This is a genomic window from Nocardiopsis ganjiahuensis DSM 45031, assembly GCF_000341085.1.
GTDB lineage: Bacteria > Actinomycetota > Actinomycetes > Streptosporangiales > Streptosporangiaceae > Nocardiopsis > Nocardiopsis ganjiahuensis.
Window position 1 is genome coordinate 123,196 of record NZ_ANBA01000020.1, and the last position, 25,748, is coordinate 148,943.

The window sequence follows — 25,748 nt, forward strand, 5'->3', positions numbered from 1 at the left end:
CTTATCCCACCGATCCTTCCATCTGGAGCTCGATCAGGCGGTTGAGCTCCAGTGCGTACTCCATGGGCAGCTCGCGCGCAATGGGCTCGACGAACCCGCGCACGACCATGGCCATGGCCTCTTCCTCCTGCATCCCCCGGCTCATCAGGTAGAAGAGCTGGTCCTCGCTGACCTTGGAGACCGTGGCCTCGTGCGCGAGTTCGGTGTCGTCCTCGCGCAGGTCGTTGTAGGGGTAGGTGTCGGACCGGCTGATCGTGTCGATCAGCAGCGCGTCACACTCGACCGAGGACTTGGCGAAGTGCGCGCCCTCCTGGACCTGGATCAGGCCCCGGTAGGAGGAACGGCCACCGCCGCGGGCCACCGACTTGGAGACGACCTTCGAGGAGGTGTTGGGTGCGCAGTGCACCATCTTCGCGCCGGTGTCCTGGTGCTGGCCCTCGCCCGCGAAGGCGATGGACAGGGTCTCGCCCTTGGCGTGCTCGCCCATCAGGTAGACGGCCGGGTACTTCATGGTGACCTGGGAGCCGATGTTGCCGTCGACCCACTCCATGGTCGCGCCCTCTTCGGCGATGGCGCGCTTGGTGACCAGGTTGAAGACGTTGTTCGACCAGTTCTGGATGGTCGTGTAACGGCAGCGGGCGTTCTTCTTGACGATGATCTCGACGACCGCGGAGTGCAGCGAGTCCGACTTGTAGATCGGCGCGGTGCAGCCCTCGACATAGTGGACGTAGGCGCCCTCGTCGACGATGATCAGCGTCCGCTCGAACTGGCCCATGTTCTCGGTGTTGATCCGGAAGTAGGCCTGGAGCGGGATCTCCACGTGCACGTTCTTGGGCACGTAGATGAACGACCCGCCGCTCCACACAGCGGTGTTCAGCGCGGAGAACTTGTTGTCACCTGCCGGGATGACGGAGCCGAAGTACTCCTGGAAGATCTCCGGGTGCTCCTTCAGGGCGGTGTCGGTGTCCATGAAGATGACGCCCTGCTCCTCCAGGTCCTCGCGGATCTGGTGGTACACGACCTCGGACTCGTACTGGGCGGCGACACCGGAGACCAGGCGCTGCTTCTCCGCCTCGGGGATGCCCAGGCGGTCGTACGTGTTCTTGATGTCCTCGGGCAGGTCCTCCCAGGAGGTGGCCTGCTTCTCCGTGGACCGCACGAAGTACTTGATGTTGTCGAAGTCGATCTTGGACAGGTCCGCGCCCCAGTTGGGCATGGGCTTCTTGTTGAAGAGCTTGAGCGACTTGAGACGGAGCTTGGTCATCCACTCCGGCTCGCTCTTCTTGTCCGAGATGTCCTGGACAACCTCTTCGTTGATACCGCGGCGGGCCGTGGCCCCAGCGGCGTCGGAATCGGCCCAGCCGTACTCGTATGTTCCGAGCCCTTCGAGCTCGGGGTGCGCGACAGAAGTCATGCGCGGACTCCTCCTGGACTCAGACGTCCTTTTGGTGAACTGAGCCGCCCGCCCGCTGGCGGATGGCCTTCTTGGACGCGGGGGTGCCGTCCTCCCCGCTCGCCCCGTCTCCCCGTGGGGTGACGTGCGTGGTGCACACACCGTCGCCGTGGGCGATGGTGGCCAACCTGCGCACCGGGGTGCCCAGCAGCCGCGAGAAGGCCTCGACCTCGGCCTCACAGAGTTGCGGGAACTCGGCGGCCACGTGCGCGACAGGGCAGTGGTGCTGGCACAACTGGTCGCCGCCTCCTGGTGCGGGTGCCTGGCCCGCGGTGGCGGCGTAGCCGTCGTTGGAGAGCGCCTCGGCCAGCAGCCGGACTCGCTGTTCCTGCGGAACCGCGTCCAGCAGGGGCTTGTAACGCCGCTCCAGGTCGGCGACCTGACTCTGGGCGAAGTCGCCGACGGCCTCGGGACCGGCGGTCTGCGCCAGGAAGCGCAGGGCGTTGGAGGCGAGGTCGTCGTAGGCGTGGACGAAGGCGTCGCGCCCGGCTTCGGTGATGGCGAAGACGCGGGCGGGGCGGCCCCTGCGGCGGCGGCCGTGCGTGGGCCGTGCGTCACGGGCTTCGACCATGCCCTCGCTGGTCAGGTTGTCGAGGTGGCGGCGGATGGCCGCCGGGGTGAGCCCGAGCCGTTCCCCCAGGGAGGAGGCGGTGATCGGACCCTTCTCCAGGATGAGCCGGGCGACGCGGGCGCGGGTCCCGTGGTCGGGGCCGCTCAGGGGGCGGGGTGCGCTCGACACGTCAGGCACGGTGCTCCCCTCCCGGTCGTGGATCGGTTCCTGGTTTAGACAACATCAGTGTGGCGTAAATAAGTCCACCTAGGCAAACCCGGATTCATGCGCTTCATCACGAAGGCCAGGCTTGCCTAACCTGGGAGTTCACCTCGGCGTCACCCGCCAGGACCGCCCCCGGACACCCCGGCCCTTTTTCGACTTCTCACCCATCGAGACCGAAGTATCACCATTCGGCCACCCTCGCAGGTGAGGGCGACACCCGGCCGGGCGCGGCGAAAAGGGGCCCGGGAGAACCCGGGCGCCCGCAGGGCACAACCAGACACCTCGCGCCATTCTTCCACCACCGGAGCAAAAAACGCCTCCGTGTTCCGGACGCCCGAATAAGGACGTTCGGCCTACACACGAACACGGCTGTCCGCCAGAAGGCGGGGTGGTGAAACACGGCGCCGCGGCGCACGTAAACTCAGGCCCCATGGACACACCCGCCGTCGAGGTCGTCGACCTGGTCAAGCGCTACGGCGCCACCACGGCCGTCACAGGCCTCACGTTCACCGCCCGCCGCGGCGCGGTGACCGCCCTGCTCGGCCCCAACGGCGCGGGCAAGACCAGCACGATCGAGATCTGCGAGGGCTTCCGCCACGCGGACGGCGGAAGGGTCCGGGTCCTCGGGCTCGACCCGGTCTCCGACGCCACCGCGCTCAAACCCCGCGTGGGTGTGATGCCGCAGTCGGGCGGGGTGCCCACCGGGGCCCGGACGGCCGAGTGGCTCCGGTTGATGGCCTCCTTCCACGCCAGCCCGATCGACCCCGGCGTGCTCCTGGAACGCCTGGGCCTGACCGCCGCCTCGCAGACCCCCTTCCGCCGCCTGTCCGGCGGCCAGCAGCAGCGACTGTCCCTGGCCTGTGCCGTGGTGGGCCGCCCAGAACTGGTCTTCCTGGACGAGCCGACCGCCGGCCTGGACCCCCAGGCGCGCATGGCCGCCTGGGACCTGGTCTCGGCCCTGCGCGAGGCGGGCGTGGCGGTGATCCTGACCACGCACTACATGGAGGAGGCCGAACGCCTCGCCGACCACGTGGTCATCATCGACCGCGGCGCGGTGGTCACCGAGGGCAGCCCCGCCGAACTCACCCAGGGGCGGCGCGAGCTCCGCTTCTCCACCGACGCCCCCGTGGACACCCGGGCGCTGGAGGCGGCCCTGCCCACGGGCAGCCGGGTCACCGCGACCACCGTGGGCGGCCGCCACGAGTGCGCCGTGGCCACCGCCGAACCCGACGCCCTCGGCCCGGAGTTCCTGGCCACGGTCACCGCCTGGTGCGCCTCCTCCGGTGTGCTGGCCGAGGACCTGCGCATGCGGCGGCGTACCCTCGAAGACGTCTTCCTCGAAACCACAGGCCGGGAACTGCGCCACTCATGACCGAGCACACCTCAGGCACGGCCGCTCCGGCCGCCACCGACGCCCCGACAGCCGCCCTCGACGCGACCCTCTTCGTCCCGGCGCCCGGCGCCGCGCCGATGTGGCGCATGATCGCCGCCCAGGCCCGGATGGAACTGCGGGTCATGCTGCGCCACGGCGAGCAGTTCCTGCTGACCATGGTGATCCCCGTACTGCTGCTGGTGGGGTTCAGCCTGGTCAACGTCCTGGACGTGGGCGAGGGCGCGCGCGTGGACGCGCTGACGCCTGGAGTGCTGGCCCTCGCGGTCATGTCCACCTCCTTCACCGGGCTGGCCATCGGCACCGGGTTCGAGCGCCGCTACGGGGTGCTCAAGCGCCTGGGCGCGACCCCGCTGTCCCGGTTCGGTCTGCTGGCCGCCAAGACCCTGGCCGTGCTGGCGGTGCAGGCCATCCAGATCACCGTGCTGTGCGCGGTGGCGCTGCTCCTGGGCTGGTCCCCGTCGCCGGGACCGGTCGGCGTGCTCGCCGTGCTCGGGCTCGTGCTGCTGGCCACCGCGGCGTTCAGTTCGCTGGCGCTGCTGATGGCGGGCACCCTGCGGGCCGAGGCGACCCTGGCCGGGGCCAACCTGGTGTACGTGCTCATGCTCGGCCTGGGCGGGGTCCTGTTCCCCACCAGCAGTTTCCCCGGCCCGATGGAGCAGGCCGTTTCGGTCCTGCCGATCACCGCGCTCAGCTCCGGCCTGCGCGACGTGCTCGCCGGGGGGACCCTCCCCGGTGCGGGCGTCTTCGTGGTGCTGGCGGTGTGGACCGCGGTCGCCGGGTTCCTGGCCTCGCGCCTGTTCCGCTGGGAGTGACAGCCGTCCCGGACCGCGCTCGGGCTGGCCTCGGCTACACAGGGTGTCCGTTCTAGGGTGTCGGACATGACGATCGACATCGACGCCGTGACCAAGGTCCTCCGCGAGGCCGCCGACACCGCGGTCATGCCCCGTTTCCGAGCGCTGTCCGAGGACGAGGTGTCGGAGAAGTCGCCCGGCGAGATCGTCACCGTGGCCGACCACGAGGCCGAGGAGTTCATCGGCCCCCGACTGCGGAAACTCCTCGACGTCCCCGTCGTGGGCGAGGAGGCCGCCTCCGCCGACCCCGACCTGCTCGGGGCGCTGCGGAACGAGCCCGCCGCCTGGCTGGTCGACCCCGTGGACGGCACCCGCAACTTCGCCCGGGGCGACCGGGAGTTCGCGGTCATGGCGGCCCTGGTCCGCGAGGGGCGCACCGTGGCCTCCTGGATCCTCCGGCCCGCCGAGGGCAGCGTCTACACCGCCGAGCTGGGTTCGGGCGCCTGGCGCAACGGGGTCCGACTCCACCGGCGACCCGCGCCCTCCGAGCCGGCCCGGCTGCGCGGGGCGGTGCTCTCCCGGTTCCTGTCCCCCGCCCAGCGAGCGCACGTGGCCGCGGTGACCCCCGAGTTCGCCGAGGTGGGACCGGGGGCCCACTGCGCGGGGGTGGACTACCCCAGGCTGGCCGAGGGCGAGACGGACTTCGCGCTGTTCAACCGCACACTGCCCTGGGACCACGCCCCCGGCAGCCTGCTGCTCAGTGAGGCGGGCGGGGTCGCCCTCCGGCCGGAAGGCGACCCCTACCGGCCCGACGACGACCGGGTGGGGCTGCTCAGCGCCGCGGACGAGGCGACATGGCGGACCGTGCGGTCGATTCTCCTGCCGTCCTGAGCTCTGCCCCCGTCGGTCCGGGTTCGGCAGAGCGCACAGCTGTCAGGAGCACGACGGCGCCCGCCAGGACCAGCACCGCGCCGACCAGCGGATACCCCGTGCCCGGTGAGACCACGGTGAGCAGCAGTCCCACGACCGCGCCACCCACCGTCGAACCCGCGTTGTAGGCGGTGTTCACCCAGTTCCCGGCCCGGGTCCGGTAGCCGGGTGCCACCGACTCGTCGGCGAGCAGGTAGGCGGTGGTGATCAGGGGCGCGCCGAACACCCCCACCACGAACAGCAGCGCTGCCAGCGCCGGGACCGCGGGGACCAGGGCGGCCGCGGCCACACCGCCGCCCAGCGCCAGCCCGAGCAGGGCCAGCCTGGTGCGGACACCGGCCCGCCAGGCGACGGCGCCGTAGGCCAGGCCGCCGAGTGCGCTGCCCCCGGTCTGGGCGGACTCCACCAGGACCACGGCCTCGACCGCACCCTGTTGTTCGGCGAAGGCGACGTTCAGCAGCACGGCCGAGCCCAGGGCCAGCCCGGCGGCGGCGGAGATCGCGACCGCGGACAGGAAGCCCCCGGGCACGCTCAGGTTCGGGCGCGGCGTCCGCCCCGCCCCCGGGTTCGGGGACCGGGTGCCGGCTGGCAGCGGAGCGGGTTCGGCACGGGTCCCGGTTCGGGTCCCGATCCGCTCGGCGTCCATGGAGCGGGCGGCGGCCGAGGTCGCCAGGCCCGCGGTCCCGGACACGACCAGGAACGCACCGAGCGCCAACCCGGCCGAGGGCGGCCACACCCACATCAGGGCGCCCAGGAACAGCGGCCCGGAGAAGAAGATGAGCTCCTCGGTGACGGTGTCCAGACTGTAGGCCCGTTGGAGGAGCCCGCGGTCGGTGATGAGGTGGCTCCACACGCTGCGGGTGACCGGGCCGACCGGGGGCGCGCAGGCCCCGGCAGCCGAGGCCAGGGCGGCCAGGGCCCCGAGGTGCGCCCCGGAGCTCCAGGATGCGGCGGCCAGCCCCAGCAGGGACGACGCGTGGAGGAGAGCCATCGGGAGCAGGGCCCTCAGTACGCCGTGGCGGTCGATGAGCGAGGCCCGCAGCGGCGACAGGACGGCGACGGTGAGGCCGAACAGGCCCATCACCAGCCCGACACGGGCGTAGGAGCCGGTGGTGTGGACGACGGCCAGGACCAGGGCGAGCGAGACCATCCCGTAGGACAGGCGGCCCAGCATCGCGGGAACGAGGAAACGGGGGACCCCCGTGACGCACAGGACGTCACGGTAGGTCGGCGCCCGATCGGGCGAAGGCATGGGTGTTCTCCGTCAAGGAGGGCGGCGCGTACGGTCAGCGCCGCCGATGTGCGTGGACGCCGAAGGACCGCGGGGCCCGGAGCCTCACGGGGCCCGGCCGCGGTCGGTGCGCCGGCTCACGCGACATGGGAGAACATGCGGGAAAGGCTAGCAAAAGGGAACCGGCCTTCCAAGGGCCTGCTCCTGATGCCGCCTCCTGTGCCTCCCTCAGCCCTGGGCGTCGACCGGGAGCAGACGCCACTGCTGGTGGGCGTGGCCGCCGTCCTCGCCCTGGGCGACCAGGGTGCCGTTGTCGGGGCTGCCTCCCTGCCCCTCCAGGGCCTGGCCGGTGGCCCGGTTGAGCAGGCGGACCACACCGTCCCCGGCCTCGACCACCCGCCAGTGCTGGTTGTGGGCGCCGGTCCGGGTGAGGAGCGCCGAACCGGGCTGGGCCGCCTCGTCGGCGGGGATCTCCAGCAGCTTCCCGCTGCCCACGCCGACGATCTCGTAGAAGTCGTCCTCCAGGTGGACGAAGCGCCACTGCTGGTGCGCCTGGTCGTGGCGGTCCCACAGGTGGACGTGGGCGCCGTTCTGGTCGGAGCCGTCCGCGACGTCGACGACCCGGTCGCCGTGCACGTTCTGGAGGGCGTAAACCGCCTCGGGTTCGAGTCCCGCGGGGTGGGTCACCTCTTCCTCCTGCTCCTCCTCCTCGGGCTCCGCCTCCTCCTCTGGGGCGCCCGGGGGCTGGACGAGGATGCCCGAGACCACGGACATCTCCCCGGGCTCCGACTCCGCCTCGGCGACGAACACCCCCGCGACGTAACCGCCGAGCCCCACCATCAGGACCAGGGCCAGCGCTCCTGCGAGGATCGGCCACCGTGGCACGAACGACTCCGATGAGGCGGCTCGCGGGGCTCTGCGTCGGGAGGACATGCGGGGGCTCTCCTGCGGGGACGGGGCGGTTCGTGTCACTACGGGCTCGAACCATTTCACACCACTTGCCACGCTTCACGCACGTTCGGGGGCCTTCGTACTTCTGGCGTGACTCCTCTCGGGGCCACGGCGGGAGCCTCCGGAGGGCTCTCGGTAGGGTGTGCGCCCATGGAAGCCATCGGAGTGCCCTGGTTCATCGTCGTCCGCCACCTGGGCCCGCCCCTGTTCCTGTTCGTGGCGGGCGGCGCGCTCCTGCTGTGGCGTCGGCCCGCCAGACCCGGGCTGGCCTGGGTGGCCCTCGCGGTGAACCTGTTCGCGGCCGCGCTGCCCTTCCTGTGGATCGGGGTCCAGATCCTCACCGGGCAGGCCGAGCTGACGGTGGTCGGCCTCGTGATGACGTTGCTGCAACCGGGTGTGGCGGCCGTGGCCTGGCTGCTGCTCCTGCTGGCGCTGGTGGCTCAGCCCCGGGTCGGGACCGGCGGTCCCGGTGCCCGGGGAGACCAGGAGACCGAGGAGGCGGAGCGGGCTCCACAAAACGTAGGATGACTGATCATGAGTTCCCGGACCGGTTCGACGACCCCACCCCCGCCCCGCTCGCCCCGGCTCTCCCCGAGCGCCGCGCTGGGGTCGCTGCCCCCGGTCTGGCTGGTGATGGTCAGCATCGTCTCCGTGCAGACCGGTGCGGGCGTGGCCAAGAACCTGTTCGACGCCCTGCCCCCCGCGGCCGTGGTGTGGCTGCGCCTGCTCACCTCCGCGGGGCTCCTGCTCCTGTTGGTCCGGCCCGCGGTGAAGGCCCGCAGCCGCACCGACTGGATGGTCGTGATCGGCTACGGCGTGGCCCTGGCCTCGATGAACTACTTCATCTACCAGGCCTTCGCGCGTATCCCGCTGGGCATCGCGGTGACCATCGAGTACCTGGGGCCGCTGGCGATCGCGATCCTCGGCTCGCGCCGCCGCGTGGACCTGCTGTGGGCGGGGCTGGCCGGGCTCGGTGTGGCCGCCCTGGGCGTCGAGTTCGGTGAGCTCGACCCCCTGGGCGTGCTGTTCGCGGTGCTGGCCGCCACCGCCTGGGCGGGGTACATCCTGCTGAGCGCCGCCACGGGACAGCGGTTCAGCGGCGCCTCCGGGCTGGCCATCGCCAGTGTGGTGGGGGTGGTGGTGATGGCCCCCGCCGGGATCGCCGAGGGAGGCGCGGCCCTGCTGGACTGGCGGCTGCTGCTGTTCGGCCTGGCCGTGGGCGTGCTCTCCTCCGTGGTGCCCTACACATTGGAGCTGAACGCGCTGCGCCGGATGCCGCCGAGGGTGTTCGGGGTGCTGATGAGCCTGCAGCCCGCGGCCGCCGCCCTGGTGGGCCTGGTGCTGCTGGGCGAACTGCTGACCGTCTGGCAGTGGCTGGCGGTGGCCTGTGTGATCGCGGCGAGCGCCGGAGCGACCAGGAGCTCGGCCAAGCGCGAGGAGCGGGAGCGGGCGGAGTAACGGCGGGCCGAGCGGGAGCGACGCACCCGTGTCCGCGCCGGGCTCGGACGGGCCGGGCGAAAGCGGGCCGGGCGACGGTCGGCCGCAGCCCCGGTCGAGCCAACACGGAGACGAGTCGGGACAACTGGAGGCCACGGCCCGGCTTCCTCGGCCATCAGCGTGGCAGCACACCGCCATGGATCGGGCAAACCTGGCCCCGGTGGCGTTTTTCCTCACCCGGGTTCGGCAATCGTTGCCTCTGGGACGGCCGACCCGTTCCTGAGCACTCACACTCGAAGGGAACATCCATGCGTATCGCTGCCAAGCTCGCCCTGACCCTGTTCTTCTCCGCCAGCCTGCTCGGGTTGGGCGCCGGGGCGGCTTCCGCGGGCCCGGACGTCTACCACCAGTGTGTCCAGGAGCAGCAGTCGCTCGGCCTGCTGAACCTCAACCTGAACCTGCTCAACCAGTGCATCGCGCAGAACAGCGGCTGATAGGACGGGCGACCCGGCCGGACGATCCGGCCGAGGGGGTTCCGGAGCGAGCTCCGGGACCCCCTCGCGCGTTCCGGGGTGGAACCGTCATCGCAGGTCGCGGCCTGTGGCGGGGGCACGTCGGGGCACGGCGAAGCGTGTACTACGCTTTGTCGTATGTTTGCATCCCCGGCCTCCGCGACGACGGCCATCAACACGATCACCCCGCTCGCGGCGGACGAATTCGAGGAGATCGTCCTCCTCGGCGTCCCCCTCTGGGGCTGGCAGATCGCCCTGGCCGCCCTGGGCGTCCTGGCACTGGTCCTGCTGGCCCGTAGCATCTGGAACCCCACCCAGAAGTCGCTGCGCGCCTGGGCGCTGGGCAACATCGCCGTCAACGCCGGGATCGCCGTCACCGGGGCGACCGTCCGGGTCACCTCCTCGGGCCTGGGATGCTCCGAGTGGCCCAAGTGCACCCCGGACAGCTTCGTGCCCATCGACACCGGGCACGCCGCGCTCAACGCCGCCATCGAGTTCGGCAACCGCACCCTGACCTTCCTGGTCCTGGCGGTCGCCGTGATCACCCTCGTCGCCGTGCTGCGCTCGACCCCGCGCCGCCGTGACCTGTTCCGGCTGGCCGTGATCATCCCGTTCGGCGTCCTGGGGCAGGGCGTGGTCGGCGGTATCACCGTCTGGACCGACCTGCACCCCGCCTCGGTCGCCACCCACTTCCTGCTGTCCATGGTGATGGTCTTCATCACCGTGGCGCTGTACGTGCGCCTCCAGGAGCCCGAGGGCAAACCCCAGGTCTGCGTGGGACCCATGCTGCACGCGGTGAGCGTCGGCCTGGTCGTGGTCGGCTTCCTGCTGCTGATCGCCGGGACCGTGGTCACCGGCACCGGCCCGCACGGCGGTGACGCCGCGGCCCCGCGCTGGGACCTGGACCTGCCGGCGATCACCCGGGTGCACTCGGCGCTGGGCTGGCTCGTCCTGCTGGGCAGTGTGGCCGCCACCGCGATCGCCTTCCGCGGCGGCGCCTCCCGCATCGCGCGCACGAGCAGTGCGGCCCTGCTGGTGATCGTGGCCCTCCAGGGCGTGCTGGGCTACACGCAGTACGCGCTGGAGCTGCCCGAGGCCCTCGTCGTGCTGCACGTGCTCGGCTCCGCGCTCACCTGGATCGCGATCTCCCGCCTGTACTTCGCCACCACACGGCTGGTGCCGCCGGAGGCGGAGCTCAGTGCGGCGGCTGACCGTGCCGGGGAACGTAGTTCCGTGTAGCCCGCGGCGGCTGGGCCTGCGTCTGCTGGGCCTGTGCCTGGGCGATGACGTGGGCGAAGTCGGCTCGGCGCATGAAACCCGAGTCGGTGGGCTTCTCCGCCCAGCCGGGCGTGACCGGCTGGGGCAGGCGCCCGAGGAAGGTGTCGCGGGCCACGTGCATCAGCGCCAGGAACGAGTCCCGGCGGACCTTCCAGTCCTCGCGGTACAGGCCCGAGGCGAGCTTCTGGTGCAGGAGCGCGAGCTCGGTGGCGGCCAGCTGGTAGTCCTTCATCGCCGCGCGGCCCTTCGTGCCCGCGTTGCGTGAGGCCCACTCACGGGCCTGGCGCCTGGCCGTCATCGAGCTGAGCATGGTGATGTCGGTCGGGGTGACCAGGCCCGTGGACACGTAGGGCGGCAGGTAGCAGTCGATGGCGGCGACCTGGCTGCGGCGGTCGCGGGCGGCGATCACGAGGATGCCGAGCAGTACCACGAACAGCACCAGGTAGGCGATCCCCAGGCCGGTCCAGCCGAAGTAGGTCGACCCGTTCCACATGCCGTGCAGGAGGACCGCCGTCACCCACCCGGCGAACGGCGCCAGGAAACGGAACGCTCCGGCGCGCATGGCGGCGTAGGCCACGCCGATACCGATCATCGCGGTGTAGATCGGGTGCCCGAACGGGGCGATGAGGCCGCGGATGGCGAAGGTCGCGACGAGGGTGCCGTCGAAGAAGGCGCTGAGGAAGTAGAGGACGTTCTCGGTGAAGGCGAACCCCGTCGCCACCATCCCCGCGTAGACCACGCCGTCCGTGAAGGTGTCGATCTCGTTGCGGCGCCGCCACAGCAGGATGAGCAGGACCACGCCCTTGGCGCTCTCCTCCACGACGGGTGCCACCAGCGACGTGCTGAGGAACTCGGCCACGCCCTCACCGAACACCGGTGTGGTCAGGTAGGTCAGACCCCAGCTGTTGAGCAGGAACGACGCGACGACGGCCACACCGGCTCCCCACATGAAGGCGAAGAACAGCACCCAGCCCGGTTCCGGTTCGAGCCGGTCGAGCATGAGGATGAGCGGTACGAGGATGGTGACCGGGATGATCGCGGTGACCACGCTGACGAAGAACCCCGTCGCTCCGTCGATCCCCGCCGCGGCTCCCCCGGCCATCGCCAACAACCACAGGTACCCGAGCATCCCGACCATGCACACCACACTGACGGTGGTGCCCAGGATGAGGGTCATGGAGTAACGGGAGCGGCGTCCCTGGAGGATCGCCTTGCTGTCGAGTCGGGGCATGAGCACAGATCGTAGCGGGTCAGCCGGTGTCCGGGGAGACGGGGCGGGGTCGCCCGGACGACGCGCGGGGCCGCCGCTGTCTCCGCGCCCCGAACGGCCCGGGTACGACAGAATCGGACCCGCAGCACGACACGGAGGAAGGCCACATCATGGACCCGAACACGACCGCCGAGAGCACCGGAGACTCACCCTGGATCCTGGCGCTGCGCGTCGCGGTGGGGCTGAGCCTGGCCGCGCTCCTGTGGGAGTTCGTCACGGCGGGGCAGCTGATCACGTTCAACACGGACGCTCTGCCGCTGCACTACGGCGGAGCCTTCGCCGTGCACGTGACCACCGGACTGCAGCTGGTCGCCGCACTCCTCGTCCGGTTCCTGCCGAGGGCCGGTTCGCGTGGCGGCCCCCGGCACGACCGGCTGGTGGCGGTGGTGAGCCTGCTGGCTTTCGCGGTCGGCTTCCCCCAGGCCGCCCTGGGCACCTACGGCCCGCTCCAGGCGCACGTGCCCCTGGCGATGCTGCTGGTGGCGCTGGTCGTGTGGTCGGCGGCCCTGGTCTGGCGCCGCCGGCCCTAGCCGGGGCCGCTTGCCGGGGCCGGCCCGGGCGGGCCCCGGTCAGAAGGGATCCTCCCAGGCCAGGGCGTTGAGGTGGGCCCGGACGGAGGCCGCGTAGGTGACGGCGGCCAGCCAGGCGGCGGCCAGGGCGTCGGGCGGGGGCGGCACCGACTCACCGGTCGCGGTGCGCACGCGCTCCCGTCCCGCCGCGCCCACCCCGGCCAGGAGTTCCGCGCCGGTGGGCAGGTGGTGGCTGCGCAGCCGGCCGGCCAGGGTCCCGGCCGAGGGGACCGCCTCCCGGCCGGCTTCGGCCACCCGTGCCAGGGCCCGCTCGAGACCGTTCAGCCCGGTGTCGGGACCGGGCCGCTTCCCGCTCCGTGCCACGGCGTCGCCCGCCTGGTGGCGGCCGGTCTCCTGGGAACGGACCGCCCCCGGTGAGGGCAGGGTGTCCAGGGACAGGTTCGCCCGGCCCTTCAGGGGTTCGGGCAGCGCCGGACCGCCGCGGAGCTCGACAGTGAGCGGTACGAGGGTTCCCGGACGTTCGGGGAGCAGACGGGCGACCGTGCGCACGCGGGTCCCCTCGCTGCGGGCCAGCAGGGCGAGGTTGTGGGCGCGGTGTGTGTCCTGGGCGCCTCCCGCGGCCAGGCGCAGGACCCGGCCGGTGCTCGTCTCGGCGACCGCGACCCCTTCGGTGCCGACAGCGGGGCCGATGACCGTGAGCTCGACGAAGACCAGGTCGGAGCCGGTGCGCCGGGCAGGGGCGGTCTGCGCGGCCAGTGCCGAGGAGATCTGCTCCCCGACCGGTCGGTTCCAGAGGGAGGCCACAGGGCCGGCGTCCCAGGGTGTGCTGTCGGTACCGGCGGCCGTGGTGGCCGCGCCGCTGCCGAGCCTGCCGTCCGCGCTGGCCCGGACCCGCTGGGCGATCAGACCGGATCGGCCCAGCTCGTGGTGGGACCGGGAGGTTCCGCCGAAGTTCACCCGGGCGGCATAGGCCTGGTCCGCACGGGCGCCCTCACCCGGAACGACGTCGCCGACGCTCCAGAACGACGGACCGCCGTCCCCGTCGAAGGACACCAGGTGGGTGACGACCCCTGCGTGCCCGGAGGCGGTGACGACCCGTTCGGTGCCCAGGCCGTACAGGCGCAGGGAGCCGATCTCGGTGTAGGAGCGGCGGCCGACCCCGACGTCGGCGAGGGTCGGGGCGGGCCGGGCCCCGTCGGGTCCGCCGCCCAACCGCCGGGAGACGTCCAGCAGAGCGGTCAGTGCCGCGGTGTACTCGCCGAGGGCGAAGTGGTGGGTGTCGTGGTCGCGGGGACCGGCTGCCACGGTGGCGCAGGCCGCTGCGAGGCGGGGCAGACGGGCGGTACGGGCCAGGGCCGAGGCCCGGAGGAGGTCGGAGCGGTGGGCGGCCCCCGCCCGGACCCCGGAGGCGAGCACGCGGGCCCCCGCCGACCAGGCGGCACGGGCGGCGGTGCGGGCGGCGTCGTCGATCTCCACGGGTGCGCTGAGGGGGTCGGGGCGCACGGCGGAGGGTTTCGGCGAGGTCCCGGGGTTCGCTGAGGCGGGCGGGGGCGTTGTGGCGCCTGGGTTCGCAGGGACGCCTGGAGTGGTCGGGCCTGGGTCCTGCGGGGTCGCGGGTGAGTCGGATGGAGGGTCGGTGGGGGCCGGGGCACCGGAGGTGCCCGGTTCCGTGAGCGCGGGACCGGGATCGGCGCCGAGGGGGTCCAGCAGACTCACCGCCGCCAGCAGGTGCAGGCAGCGGGGGCCGAGCAGGCAGGTGCACGCCACCTGTCCGGGTTCGGTGAGCTCGGGCGCGGCCAGGGTGACGGTCTCGGTGCCCGCGAGCACGGTCCAGCCCTCGGCGGTGGCGGTCCATTCCCAGTCGTCGGCGGTGCGGGGCGCGGCGTCGAGCTTGCGGCGGACCCGTGAGGGCGCGGCGTCCAGGAGCTCGGCGAGCAGGTCGGGGGCGACGCGGGGGCGCTGGTCGGTCATCCTCGCACCTTCTCCCCGATCCACGAGGCCAGTTCCTCCGGGCTCAGCGAGGCGACCGGCATGCCCGCGTCGACGAACCTGGCGGCGATGGCCTGGTTGCACACCGCGGCTCCGGTGCTGTCCAGGGCGGCCAGACCGAGCAGGTGGGCGCCGCTGGCGGCGAGGGCGCGGACCTCCCCGAGTGTCCGGGAGAGACTGCCGCCCTCCTCGAAGTCGGTGATGAGGGCGACGATGGTACGGCTGGGCACCCGGACGCGGTCGCGGGTGTGGGCCAGCCCGGCACCGATGTCGGTTCCTCCGCCCACGGAGACCTCCAGAAGCAGGGAAAGGGGGTCGTGGACCCGGTCGGTGAGGTCGACGACCTCGGTGGAGAAGGCGGTCAGGGACACGCTCAGCGCGGGCAGGCCGTGCAGGACGGCCGCGACGAGCGCGGCGTGGATGGTGGAGCGCTCCATCGAACCCGACACGTCCACCACGATGTGCACGTGCCAGTCGGCGCTGCGTCGGGCCCGTGTCCTGAACACGGGGGTCTCCGGGACGAGGAGGGGGCCCTCCGGCCCGGGGCGCACGGTGCGCAGGTTGGCGCGGACGGTCCGCCCGAGGTCCAGCCGTCCGCCACGCCTGCGGGTGGGACGGGGAACGGACAGGCCGTTCAGCGCCGGGCGCAGACGCCGGGCCAGCTGGGCCACGAGCTGCTCGGTGAGCCGCGCGACGATCGGGCGGAGCTTGGCCAGGCGGGCCTCGGGGAGTGCGCCGGCCAGGGAGAGCACGTGTTCGAGCAGGTCGACGGAGGCCGTCACCCGTTCGGGGTCGAGGTGGTCCAGTACGTCGGTGCGGCCGCGTTCGGCGGCCCGGCCCAGGACCTCCTCCCGAACGGTGGCGCCGAACAGGGCCTGGAGTTCCTCAGGCCAGTCGCGAACGGCGGGTTCGGGGCGTTCGCTGCCGCCTCGCGCGGCCCCGCCGGGCCGGTGGGAGCCCTCGCCGTGCCCGTGTCCGTAGAGCTGGTCCAGGGCGGTGGCCGCCCGGCGTGCGGTGCGGTCGTCCTCTCGGGGCGGGCTGCCCAGAACCAGCCGCCAGCGGTCCGCCGCTCCGATGCCCGAAGCGGTGGCGGGGAGCTCCGCTCCGGAGGCGGGCACGGCTGACTTCGGAGTGCTGGAGGAGGCTGCTGTGGTGCTGGAGGCTGAGGGGGCGGGAGAGGTGGGTTCCGCTGCGGATTCTTCTGGAATCGGGCCTGTGGACAACCGCTCGGCCGGGGGTCGGTCCGGGGAGACTGGAGAAGGCGGGAGCCCTGGGAGGGTGGGGGTTCCGGTGCCGGTGTCGGTCGAGGCGGGCAGGTCCGCGGAGGTGTCGGTGAACGTGGTGGTGGGGATCTTGGTCTGTTGGAGGGCGTGGGGCAGGAGGCTCTCCACGGCGGCACGGGCGCGGGTGTCGGCCGCCGCCAGAGCGGCGGCCAGGGCGGGGCTGACCGCCAGCTCGGTGTCCAGGTCGCCGAACCGGTCGACGACCGATTCGAGGAAGCGGGCGCGGGCGGCGGTGGACAGCGAGTCGAAGCCCTCGCGCAGAGCGGGCAGGCGGTGCAGGAACCCGGTGTCGGTCCAGGACTCCACGCGTTCGGTGAGGGTGTCCAGGACCTCGGGGTCGGCCTCCAGCACCGGTCCCGCCACGACCAGGGCACCGGTCAGGCGGCGGGCGAGCGCGGTTCCGTCGGAGGCGTCGTCGGCCCAGCCGGCCAGGCGGGCGGCCAGGCGGGCGGGCGGCAGGTGCCCGAGCAGGGTGAGCGCGGCGGCCGCGGCGCCCTGGGCGAGCGGGCCGCCCCGGTCCGCGAGTCCGCCCAGGTGCCACAGGAGCCGGGAGGAGCCCACCGCGCCGGGGAGTGCGGCCTGGTCCTGCACGAGACGCACCACACGCAGCAGGGCGGCGGCGTCGGCCGGGTCCGTACTGCCCGCCGTGCCGGGCACGGAGGCGACGGCGGCCTCGGCCAGACGCACGCGCAGCCGGGCCAGGGACTCGGGGGCGTGGGGCATCCCCGGGACGCGTCCGGCGACGATCCGTTGGAGCCGGTCGTGCAGGGCGACGGCCTCGGCCAGACCGGTCCGGGGCAGGACCTCCTCGGCCACGCGGCGGCCCAGTTCCGCCACCAGGTCGGGCAGAGCGCACTCCGCGGCCAGGGTGAGCAGCTGCCCGGCCGGGCCGGGGGCGAGGTCGCCGCCGTCGGAGTCGGCCTCGCGGACCCGGGCGGCGAGCCTGCCCCGGGCGGCCTGCTCCAGGGTGGCGCCGTAGCAGGAGGCCAGCTCCAGAGTGGCGTCGGTGCCGGAGGACCAGTGCGCCTCCCACCGGCGGCCCAGGGTCTCTCCGTCGGTGGTGGGGCCGCCCTCGACCGGTTCGGCGTAGACGATGCCCGCCGCGCCCATGCGGTGCAGGGCGACGTGGCGGTCGCGATCGGTCCGGGTCCGGTGCGGATCCAGGCGCAGGTCCGTGCGGCCCGAGCCGGGGCCGGGGAGGGAGAGCTGTTCGCGGAGGTCGGCGACGTGCGCGGTCAGACCGCTGACCGGGGCCTGCGGGGCCGGTCGGCCGCGCCGGGACCCGACCAGGACGTGCTGGGCGGCGCGGGCCAGGGCCCTGCCCCGGCCCAACGGCTCTCCCTGGGCCATGGCGCTGGAGAGCCCCTCGACCAGCTCCCGCCGGCCGGGCGCGGGCAGGTCCCGCAGGGCGGCCAGGTCGCGGGCCATCCGGTGGGCGGCCGCGGTGTCGGGCAGGCCGCTGACGTGTCCGTGGGAGCGCAGGTGCGCACCCACGGCGGCCAGGCGGCGGACGCAGGCGCGTTCCACCCGTTCCGGGTCGGCCCCGGCCTCGTAGACGTCCTGCTGCCACTCGGGGTCGCGGATCCCCGCCGGGTAGCCGGAGCGGGAGTCGAGCAGGGCGAAGGTGTACGGGATCAGCGCGGTGACCGGGTCCGGGCCGGTGGCGTCGGTCGGGAGGGAGGTGGGAACGGGGGTGTCGGCAGGGGGTGTGTGGCCGGGCAGGAGCGCCGCGGCGTGGAAGGAGCCGATGACGGCGACGGGGCGGCGTGCGCCGGTCCGCTCGAGCTGAGCGCGCATCCAGGCCTCCCGGGCGAGGTCGCTCGGACTCGGTGGTCCGGCGGCGCGGTGCGCCCAGCCCAGGGCGAGGGCCGCGCGGCGGACCTGTTCGGGTTCGGCGCCGTAGGAGCGGGCCTCGACGAGGCGGTCCCACAGCTCCTCGCCGTCGGGGACGTCGGCGGCGCGCAGCAGGGCGCCGTGCAGGCCCGGGGCGCTCGCTGAGGCGTCGGACGGCGAGGGATCCGGGTGCGGGGCGGTCGGCCGGGCCCGCTGGGCGACGGGGAGGTCGATGGCCTGGACGGGAACGCCGTGGGTGCGCGCCCAGCGCAGGGCGGCCAGCTCGGGGGAGAAGTCGGCGAAGGGGTAGAAGGAGTGTTCGCTGTCGGTGCCCAGGACCAGGGCGACGGGAGCGACCGTGTCCGCGTGGCCGAGCCACTCCAGCCACGGAGCGGCCTCGGCGGGGAGTTCCACCAGCACGGCGTCCGGGTCCGCCGCCGCCAGGAGGGAGGGCATCGCGGCGGCCAGCACCGGTGAGTGGTGGCGGACCCCGATCAGGTGGGGACGGGCGCAGGCGGCCAGTTCCTCGACCGCGGAGGCGGGGGCGAGCCCCTCCCCGGGAGGGAGCGCTGCGGTTTCGGCTGTCACCGGGCTCACTCCCCCACCGTGTGGCGGAGCTCGTAGAGGCGCTTCCACAGGCGGGCGCCGTTCTCGGCGCGGTGGCGGATGGTGGAGTCCCAGTAGGCGAGCAGGCGGCCCTGGTCGTCGGGGTCGTCCTTGCGCACCGCGCCCAGCAGGTAGCCGGGCAGGAGGGAGAGGGGGTCGGACACACCGAGGTAGGCGGACTGCAGACCCAGGGAGGTGGTGACCCCGACCGCTTCGGCGGTGCTCATGACGGTGGTGGGCCGTTCCACCGGCCAGCCCTCGACGGAGGCTCCGGAGCGCAGGTCGCGGAAGGCGGTGACGAGGGCTTCGAGCACGGCGTCGTCGACGGGCAGGGCGTGGCCGTGGCGGGCCAGTTCCCGTCCGGCCTGGCGGCGCACGAGGTCGACCTCGGCGTCCAGGTCCGCGATGGGCGGCACCACCTCGAAGTTGAACCGGCGTTTGAGTGCGGCGCTCATCTCCGACACACCGCGGTCGCGCAGGTTGGCGGTGGCGATGACGTTGAAGCCGGGGCGGGCGAAGAAGACACCGTCGTCGTCGGTGAGTTCGGGCACCGACATGCGGCGGTCGGACAGGAGGGAGACCAGGGAGTCCTGGACCTCGGGCAGGCAGCGGGTGACCTCCTCCACCCGGGCGATCCGGCCGGTGCGCAGGGCGGTGAGCACCGGGGAGGGCGCCAGGGCCTCGGCGCTGGGGCCCTTGGCGAGCAGGAGGGCGTAGTTCCAGCCGTAGCGCAGGTGTTCCTCGGTGGTCCCCGCGGTGCCCTGGACGGTGAGCGCGCCGGTACCGCTGACGGCGGCGGAGAGGAGTTCGGAGAGCATCGACTTCGCGGTGCCGGGTTCGCCGACCAGGAGGAGCCCGCGTTCGCCCGCGAGGGTGACCACGCAGCGTTCCACCAGTGCGCGCTCACCGACGAACTTGGCGGTGATCTCCAGGCTCGACGGGAGCCCCTCCACCGGGGCGGGCAGCCGGAGTTTCCCGGCGCTGCCGACCACGAAGGTCACGACCGCGCGCGGGGTGAGCTTCCAGCCGGGGGGACGGGGCCCGGTGTCGTGGGCCGCGAGGAACGCCAGTTCCTCCGCGTACCGCTGTTCGGCGGGGGCGACCTGTACGTCGGGGGTGGTGTCGGACACCGGTACTCCTCGGGATCGTTCGGGGTGGTCCAGGGCTGGCAGAGGGCTGAGGACAGAGCAGGGGTTCGGATGGAGCGGGGGTCCAGGAACAGCAGGGGGTCAAGGGACAACAGGGGTGATGACAGTCGGCGGAGACAGGGTGACGGGGGCGGAGGGCCCGCCCCGTGGCCGGTCCCCGGACCGGTGACGGCACCGTGGAGGGGCCGCCCGGCACGGCCCCGGGGCTCGGAGCCGTGCCGGGTCCGTCGGCCCCGGCCCCACGGCCGGACCCGGGGGTCGGGACGTGGGGCCGCACCGGAACCGCCGGACCGAGAGGACCGGCGGCGCCGGCGTCCGGGTCAGCGGCCGGGTGCGTCGCCTGCCCGGACCCGCTGCCAGGCCTCGGCGAAGATCTCCGGCAGGGGGCGAACAGGCAGATGGCGGCCGTACAGGGACCCGTGCAGCCCCGAGCCGCTGCCCTGCAGCCCGTACAGGGTGCGCTTCCAGTTCTCGAAGGGCAGGTTCGGCGCTTGTTTGACCTCCACCCACTCCCCCGGGAGGAAGAGCGTGCGGCCCGCGCGGGAGCGCTTGGCCGCCAGCACCAGGCCCCTCTCCTGGAGCTCGGCTCCGGCCTTGCGGTGCCGGGCCGGAGTCCAGCCGTTGACGGCGCGCACGAGCTTGTCCGTGGGCTCCAGAAGGGCGAGGAACTGCAGGTACAGGCGGGCCGCGTCCTCGGACAGGCCGAGCGTGCCGCTCACCTCGGAGAGGAGTCCGGGGACGGAGGCAGCGGGGTCGGTCTCCCGCGCGCCCTCGGCCAGCACGCCCGGGGCGAGGCGCTCGGCGATGGCGGTGTAGCCGGGGCTGCGCAGCAGGTCGACGATCCGCACCGTGTTCCAGCCGTGGGAGTTGTGGCTTTCGTCGTCGAGGATGCCGCGCAGGACCTTGGACTCCACACCGTCGTCCAGGCGGGCTGGCCGGAACCACAGTCCCAGACGGCCGCGTTCGTTGCACTCCGCGACCACGGTGCCGTTGTCCGCGCTCCGGACGAACGGGGTCCGGCCGGAGGCGTCTCGGTAGGGTTCGCCGCCGACCAGGTCGAGCACGGCGTCCGCCCGGTCGCTCCACAGCTGGACCGCCCGCAGCAGGAGCCCGGGTGAGTCCAGCCGGGCGCGCACGGCTTGCAGCGCGGCGGGCACGCTCTCCCGGAAGGGGTCCCCGGCGGGGAGCTCGGCGTGGGCCCAGGGAACGAGGTTCGCGAGCGGGGCCAGGAGGCCGGGCAGCTCATTGGCCTCCGCGGGTGTGAAGCGCAGGATCGTCTCGGTGTAGTAGCGGAGCTCCACCACTTCCGGGCGGCTGGTGGCGTCCTGGGACAGGACGGGGTGCCCGGAGGGGTCGCGGAACGCACGCAGGTGCGGGACGGACGCCGGTCGCCAGGCGGTGGCCAGGGCGGTCAGCGTGGTCTCGGGCAACGGCTCCCGACGGCCGTGGAGACGGTTCCACGCCTCGGCGAGGCGTTCGGCGACCTGGCCGAGGCCGCCCGGCTCCCAGAGGGCGGCGATGCCCTCGGCGGTGTCCGGAAGGGCCTCGCGGTACAGCTCCAGGAGGTCGCCCTGACTGAGGGAACCGAGTTCCTCGACCCCGACCCGGACCTCGTGGTCGTTGATCCCCAGGGTCCGGCGCGAGCCCGCTTCGGGAACCCTGTGGTTGACCTGCAGGGACAGGAGCAGGGCTGCCGCGGCAGGGGCCAGCCCGGTGCGGTCGGCCAGAAGCCTCGCCGCGGCGGGGTCCCAGGTGAGGGGCCCGTGCTCGGCCAGGGCGGTCAGGAGGGCGGTGATCCGCTCGGCGGTCCCCCAGCCCGGGCCGATCCGCTCGCGTCCGCACTCCGCGACCGAGGTGTCCGCCGTGCCGGCTTCGGTTCCGGTTTCGGTGCCGGGCCCGGGTTCGGCTTCGGAGAAGGGCAGCGGATCACCGGAGCGGAGTTCGACGAAGTGGTGGCCCCTGCGCTTCTTGCCGTAGCGGCGCTCGTGTTCGGCGAGGAGGGCGGCGGTTTCCGGATCGGAGACCGTCGACGCCTCGGCGAAGGAGATCTGCAGGTCCAGACCCGCACGCCGGGCCCGCCCCTGTCCTTCTCCCTCCAACCGCGGAACGTGGGTCGGAGCGCACACCACGAGTCCCGAGTCGAGTTCGGCCCCGGGGTCGGCGAAGACCGTGTCCGCCCAGCGGGCGAGGAAGTCGACGAGGGCGTCGCGCTCCTGGTCGTCGGTGGTGGACAGGGTTGCCGACCAGGCCAGGGCGCCGACCGCGCCGATCAGGTTGGTCCAGTCCACGTCGGAGGGAGGCCGGGTCGCCAGCTCGGCGACACCGGCCTCGCCGCGCAGGAACCGCGAGGTGAGCTCGATGTGGCAGCGCACATCGCCGCCTCCACCGACCAGTACCTGTGGCACGAAGAGGTCGAGGGCGGGCATGAGGCCCTCCGGCTCCGGGCCGGAGCCGGCGAGCTCCACCTGTTCGGCGGCCTTCTGGCTACGGGCGAGGTACTCGTCCAGGTCGTGGCGGAGCCGGACCGCTGAGCAGGCCAGGCCGGCGACGCCCCAGACCAGCTCCGGGTGGACGGTGGAGCCCCCGCCCCGCCCGTGCCCCAGAAGGGCGGCCGCGGCCTCCCTGGTGCGGGCCAGGGGCTCAGGAAGGCTCTCGGACGCGGCGGGACGCAGGAGCGCTCCCTCTTGTTGCCGCCGCCTGCCACGGACGAGACCGGTCGACGTAACCCGGTCGACGTGCTTGCGCTCATCGGTGGCGGCGGCCGTCAGGGCGCTCATGTCACTGCCGCGCACCGTGCGCAGCCGGGAGGAGGCGGCGGTGTCGCGGGGCCGCATGAAATACCAGAACACGACCGGGGGCAGGTAGGGGGTGCCCCACTTGGCGGTGCAGTCACAGGCCGTGCCGGTGTGGCAGCTCCACATCAAGCCGTGCTCGGGGTGGTGCAGGGCCGCACCGTCCTTCTTCGTGAGCAGGAGGTCGCGCTCGTCCCCGGGAGCCCTGAACAGGGCGATGGGAGCGTAACGGTTGCCGAAGCCGGCCGCCGTCTCCACGGAACGGCCGTCGGTGGCGGTGACCCGGAAGACCGCGCCCCCATCGGTGTTCCGACGGGTGGTGGCGAACCCCGCGAGCCCGGAGACCGGACCCAGCGGACTCCCGTGCACGGGGCCGGGCAACGGAGCCAGGGTCGAGACCAGGGGCCGCAGGTTCTCCCCTTCCTCCAACGACAGGTCCTCCAGGAAGGCGGGCAGGCTGTCGCGGCCCCGGGCCCCGGTGGCGGGGTCGATCTCGTACAGGCTGTCGGTGCGGTGGTCCGAAACCCAGAAGGTGTGGCCGTCGTGGAGGGTGTGCTGGTCGCGGAGGGCGCTCTGGTCACCGGCCCGCAGGGCCCGGTGCCCCGCCACCCGGGCTCCGTCCGGGGCGAGAGGGGCCGACACGTCGCCGAAGTGGTTCCACTGGCCGGAGGCGATCGAGTCGTACCTGAGCGTGAACCGTGTGTCGGGGGCGCCGGACCAGTAGCCGTTGAAGGCCTCCGGCCCGTCTACGGCGTAGGTGACGAGGAACTGGCCGTCGGCGTACACGGCACGGGGGTCCCTGGCCCCCTTGGGCAGGACCAGCGCGTGTTCGGCCACACGGCCCTCGGGGCCCACCGCGATCGCCTTGACCTGGGAGGTGAGGGTGTAGTTCGGCCAGCTGGCGACCCCGGCGAGGGGGGTCTCCCGGACCGAGTCGGCGCCCAGTTCACGGGCGGCCTCCTCCAGGGCGGGCCAGGAGTACTCGTCGACGATCCCGGCGCGCAGGGTGCGGGCCAGTGCCCCGTCGACGTCGGTGGCACGGAGCTGCTCCAGGCGGTGGGGGAAGTACCGGAAGGCCTCCCCGTCGCTCTCTCCGCGCAGGGTCTCCAACCGTTCGCGCAGACCGGCGAGCCCGCCCTCGGCGATGCCCTCGACCAGCGTCCCCAGCCTGCGGTCGACGTAGGGGTGGAGGTAGGGGAAGGGGAGCAGGTCCTCCAGGGTCTGCTGGAAATCCCTCCCGTAGGAGGCGACCGCACGTTCCAGGCAGGGCTCCCAGGCGGGGTCGGCGCGCAGGAACGCCAGCTCGCGTCGGGGCTCGCCGTTCCTGTTCTCCAGCCAGCCGGGCAGGTCCAGGGAGGGGGTCCGGCCGCCGGCTGTGATGGGGATCCCCAGTTCCAGGCACAAATCGAGCAGGGCGGCGGGGATGACGACGACGTAGGAGCCCCGTCCGCCCGCCGGGTCCACGGGGACGCCGTCGGCGCGCAGCCGGTCCGCGACCCGGGTGACCAGGTCCAGGAAGCCGAGCGGCAGGGGCCTGCGGTATCCACGGGTGTGGGTCACCATGCGGGACACCCACTCGGCCGCACCGCCCGGTACCGGCTGGTCGGGGTCGGCCAGCAGGTCGATCGCGCCGGCATCGTCGAGCAGGCCCAGCCACCAGGCGTGGAAGTCGGTGCCGGTGTAGTAGGGGACGGCCACGAAGGTACCGAGCAGGAGTCGGGCGATGTCGGCGTCGGCCCGGCCCAGGGCGACCAGTCCGGAGCGGGCGGCCTTCCAGAACCCCTCCGGGGCGGACGCGGTGGCGGGCGCGGCCAGGAGTTCGCGCAGCAGCGACCGCTCCTCCTCGGCCGGGTCGAGCCCGGCGGCCCTGGCCAGGGTACGGATCTGTTTGGGCAGTCCGGTCCAGGGCGGAAGGCCGCCCAGGGTGCGGCGCACGGCCAGTTCACGGAACTCCGCCAGGGCCCGGTCGGGGGCGTAGCGCTGGGAGAGTTCGTTGGCGTGGGCGGACAGGGACTTGACGGTGAGCGCCCCGGAGAAGGCGAACTCCAGGAAGGACTCGCGGCGGGTGGCCTCGTCCACCGGCAGGCTGTAGACCTGCTCGGACTCGCGGGCGCGGCCGAACATCACGGCGGCGAGGCGGGCGTTGTCGGCGGCCAGGAAGGCGCGTCCGGCCTGTTCCCAGTAGGCCGGCAGGTGGTGGAGGGGCACGTCGGCGGCGATGCGGGCGAACTCGTCGGAGGCCGGTCCGGGGCGGTTGGCCGCCATCCGGCTGGCGCGCTCGATGGGGCGGACCAGGGACAGGGCGGTGTCGCGGCTGTCGGGGTCGTGGACCAGGGCCCACTCGGGGTAGCCGAGGCCGCGGGGGCGCGCCAGGGCGAGGGGGTCGGAGGCCGCCTCGGCGGTGAAGCCCAGGAAGTCCAGGGCCGCGTCCTCGGCGGGGGCGAGCGCTTCGGGGACCAGGCGGACGACCCTGCGGTCGCCGAGCGCCGGGTGGGTGTGGGTGTGTGCGCGGACGCGGTCCACGGGGCCGTCGGTGACGGCGTCCAGGGGCGCGAGCCCGGCGGCGAGGAGGACGGAGTGGGGGCCGTCGCTGTGGGGGGCGGTCACGAGTTCTCCTCGGTGCTGGTCTTGCGCTCGGCGTGGACGAGTTCGGCCATGCGGACGCCCTCGGACCAGGCGACGGGGCCGATCTCGGTGAGTCTGATGGGGCGTTCGTCGGTGTCGACCCAGAGCAGGGAGCCGGTCACGGTTTCGTAGTCGGGGGCGTCGGAGCCGATCCAGTAGCGGGCCTGGACGGCGCGTCCCGCCTCGACGACACGGCACACCGCGTTGCCGCCGCGCACGGAGAAGCCGTGGCGTTGGGCGGCACCCGCGGCGAAGCGCAGCTGGTCGAAGTGGGCGCCCTCGTAGGTGTCGACGTGGGTGGCGTCGGCCTTGAGGGTGTCGGGGCGGCGGTGGGTCTCCCGGGTGAGCTGGGGCAGCCGCTGGGTGAGGCCGAGTTCGAGGGAGAACTCGCGCACGTCGTCCAGGTCCTCGAGGAGGACGGGGTGGGGCAGGACGACCCGCTCGGTCTCCAGCCAGGTGCTCTCGGCGTCCAGGTCGACGACCCCGACCCTGCCGCGGTCGTCGACACCGCGGAGGAATCCGCCCTCGCCGCCGTGCTCGGGGACGACGAACAGGTCGGTGAGCACGTCCCGCCAGGCGGGGTCCGGCCAGAGGCCGCCGATGACGGTGGCGGGCACCGGGAGGGAGCCCAGCAGCCAGCTCTCGACCCGTTCGAGGCACTCGCGTTCGTGCCGGGTCAGCCACAGCAGGACGTCGTTCAGGCGGCGGGCGTGGTCGGACTCGCGCACCTTCTTGGGCACCGACTTGAGGCGGCGGCCCTTGGGGTTGCGGCACACCAGGGCGGCGTTCTCGATGGCCAGGGAATAGCCGTCGGGCCCTTCGGTCCAGACCGGCTCCGCGGCGGAGGGCGAGGTGGGAGGGGTGGTTGTTGCCATGAAGAGGTTATAGCGCCCCTCGGTGACAGGAAGGGAACCACTCACG

Annotated in this window: 18 protein-coding genes; 8 read left to right on the top strand and 10 right to left on the bottom strand. The window is 73.2% G+C overall.

Features of this window, described 5'->3' with window-relative positions; translation table 11 throughout:
* Position 1: 1 nt before the first annotated feature.
* On the bottom strand, positions 2–1,414 hold the full coding sequence (gene sufB, locus D458_RS0126390; RefSeq protein ID WP_017589717.1) for a Fe-S cluster assembly protein SufB: 1,413 nt from the start codon (positions 1,412–1,414) through the stop codon (positions 2–4).
* A 19-nt stretch (positions 1,415–1,433) separates the two neighbouring features.
* Positions 1,434–2,201, bottom strand: coding sequence for a helix-turn-helix transcriptional regulator (locus D458_RS0126395; protein WP_017589718.1), 768 nt, complete (start codon positions 2,199–2,201; stop codon positions 1,434–1,436).
* Positions 2,202–2,658: 457 nt separating this feature from the next.
* Between D458_RS0126395 and D458_RS0126400 the strand changes: the two genes are divergently transcribed.
* From D458_RS0126400 to D458_RS0126410, 3 genes are all read left to right on the top strand, one after another.
* Complete coding sequence (locus tag D458_RS0126400) at positions 2,659–3,600, top strand: ABC transporter ATP-binding protein (RefSeq protein WP_017589719.1); 942 nt, start codon at positions 2,659–2,661, stop codon at positions 3,598–3,600.
* Complete coding sequence (locus D458_RS0126405; protein WP_017589720.1) at positions 3,597–4,433, top strand: ABC transporter permease; 837 nt, start codon at positions 3,597–3,599, stop codon at positions 4,431–4,433. The genes D458_RS0126400 and D458_RS0126405 overlap by 4 nt, the downstream gene beginning before the upstream one ends.
* A gap of 66 nt (positions 4,434–4,499) precedes the next feature.
* Positions 4,500–5,303, top strand: coding sequence for an inositol monophosphatase family protein (locus D458_RS0126410; RefSeq protein WP_017589721.1), 804 nt, complete (start codon positions 4,500–4,502; stop codon positions 5,301–5,303).
* Here D458_RS0126410 and D458_RS0126415 read toward each other — a convergent pair.
* Together D458_RS0126415 and D458_RS0126420 are read right to left on the bottom strand one after the other, a co-directional pair.
* On the bottom strand, positions 5,245–6,594 hold the full coding sequence (locus D458_RS0126415; protein WP_017589722.1) for an MFS transporter: 1,350 nt from the start codon (positions 6,592–6,594) through the stop codon (positions 5,245–5,247). The genes D458_RS0126410 and D458_RS0126415 overlap by 59 nt on opposite strands.
* Positions 6,595–6,801: 207 nt before the next feature.
* Entirely contained in the window at positions 6,802–7,506 is a 705-nt protein-coding gene (locus tag D458_RS0126420) for an RICIN domain-containing protein (protein WP_026119700.1), read from the bottom strand.
* A gap of 168 nt (positions 7,507–7,674) precedes the next feature.
* Here D458_RS0126420 and D458_RS0126425 point away from each other — a divergent pair, with 168 nt between their 5' ends.
* From D458_RS0126425 to D458_RS0126440, 4 genes are all read left to right on the top strand, one after another.
* Positions 7,675–8,052, top strand: coding sequence for a hypothetical protein (locus tag D458_RS0126425; RefSeq protein ID WP_017589724.1), 378 nt, complete (start codon positions 7,675–7,677; stop codon positions 8,050–8,052).
* A 6-nt stretch (positions 8,053–8,058) separates the two neighbouring features.
* The gene (locus D458_RS0126430) at positions 8,059–8,982 is read left to right on the top strand and encodes an EamA family transporter (protein ID WP_017589725.1); all 924 of its coding nucleotides are present in this window, start codon (positions 8,059–8,061) and stop codon (positions 8,980–8,982) included.
* A gap of 287 nt (positions 8,983–9,269) precedes the next feature.
* Positions 9,270–9,455, top strand: a complete 186-nt coding sequence (locus D458_RS0126435; protein WP_017589726.1) for a hypothetical protein — start codon at positions 9,270–9,272, stop codon at positions 9,453–9,455.
* A 156-nt stretch (positions 9,456–9,611) separates the two neighbouring features.
* Positions 9,612–10,712, top strand: a complete 1,101-nt coding sequence (locus D458_RS0126440) for a COX15/CtaA family protein (protein ID WP_017589727.1) — start codon at positions 9,612–9,614, stop codon at positions 10,710–10,712.
* Here the strand turns inward: D458_RS0126440 and D458_RS0126445 are convergent.
* Complete coding sequence (locus tag D458_RS0126445; RefSeq protein ID WP_017589728.1) at positions 10,669–11,982, bottom strand: PrsW family intramembrane metalloprotease; 1,314 nt, start codon at positions 11,980–11,982, stop codon at positions 10,669–10,671. The two genes, D458_RS0126440 and D458_RS0126445, sit on opposite strands and share 44 nt — an antisense overlap.
* A 149-nt stretch (positions 11,983–12,131) precedes the next feature.
* Between D458_RS0126445 and D458_RS0126450 the strand changes: the two genes are divergently transcribed.
* Positions 12,132–12,551, top strand: a complete 420-nt coding sequence (locus D458_RS0126450) for a hypothetical protein (protein WP_017589729.1) — start codon at positions 12,132–12,134, stop codon at positions 12,549–12,551.
* A 39-nt stretch (positions 12,552–12,590) separates the two neighbouring features.
* Here the strand turns inward: D458_RS0126450 and D458_RS38020 are convergent, their stop codons facing one another.
* The 5 genes from D458_RS38020 to D458_RS0126475 all read right to left on the bottom strand — a co-directional run bounded on the left by D458_RS38020 (position 12,591) and on the right by D458_RS0126475 (position 25,702).
* Positions 12,591–14,522, bottom strand: coding sequence for a hypothetical protein (locus D458_RS38020; RefSeq protein ID WP_017589730.1), 1,932 nt, complete (start codon positions 14,520–14,522; stop codon positions 12,591–12,593).
* Positions 14,519–18,244, bottom strand: coding sequence for a DUF5682 family protein (locus D458_RS0126460; protein ID WP_239648071.1), 3,726 nt, complete (start codon positions 18,242–18,244; stop codon positions 14,519–14,521). Before D458_RS0126460 ends, D458_RS38020 begins: the two co-directional genes overlap by 4 nt.
* Before the next feature lie 5 nt (positions 18,245–18,249).
* A complete protein-coding gene (locus D458_RS0126465) occupies positions 18,250–19,392 on the bottom strand; it encodes an ATP-binding protein (RefSeq protein ID WP_017589732.1) in 1,143 nt (380 codons plus the stop codon).
* A 338-nt stretch (positions 19,393–19,730) separates the two neighbouring features.
* Complete coding sequence (locus D458_RS0126470; RefSeq protein WP_017589733.1) at positions 19,731–24,809, bottom strand: hypothetical protein; 5,079 nt, start codon at positions 24,807–24,809, stop codon at positions 19,731–19,733.
* Entirely contained in the window at positions 24,806–25,702 is an 897-nt protein-coding gene (locus D458_RS0126475; protein ID WP_017589734.1) for a DUF4132 domain-containing protein, read from the bottom strand. The genes D458_RS0126470 and D458_RS0126475 overlap by 4 nt, the downstream gene beginning before the upstream one ends.
* Positions 25,703–25,748 lie beyond the last annotated feature (46 nt).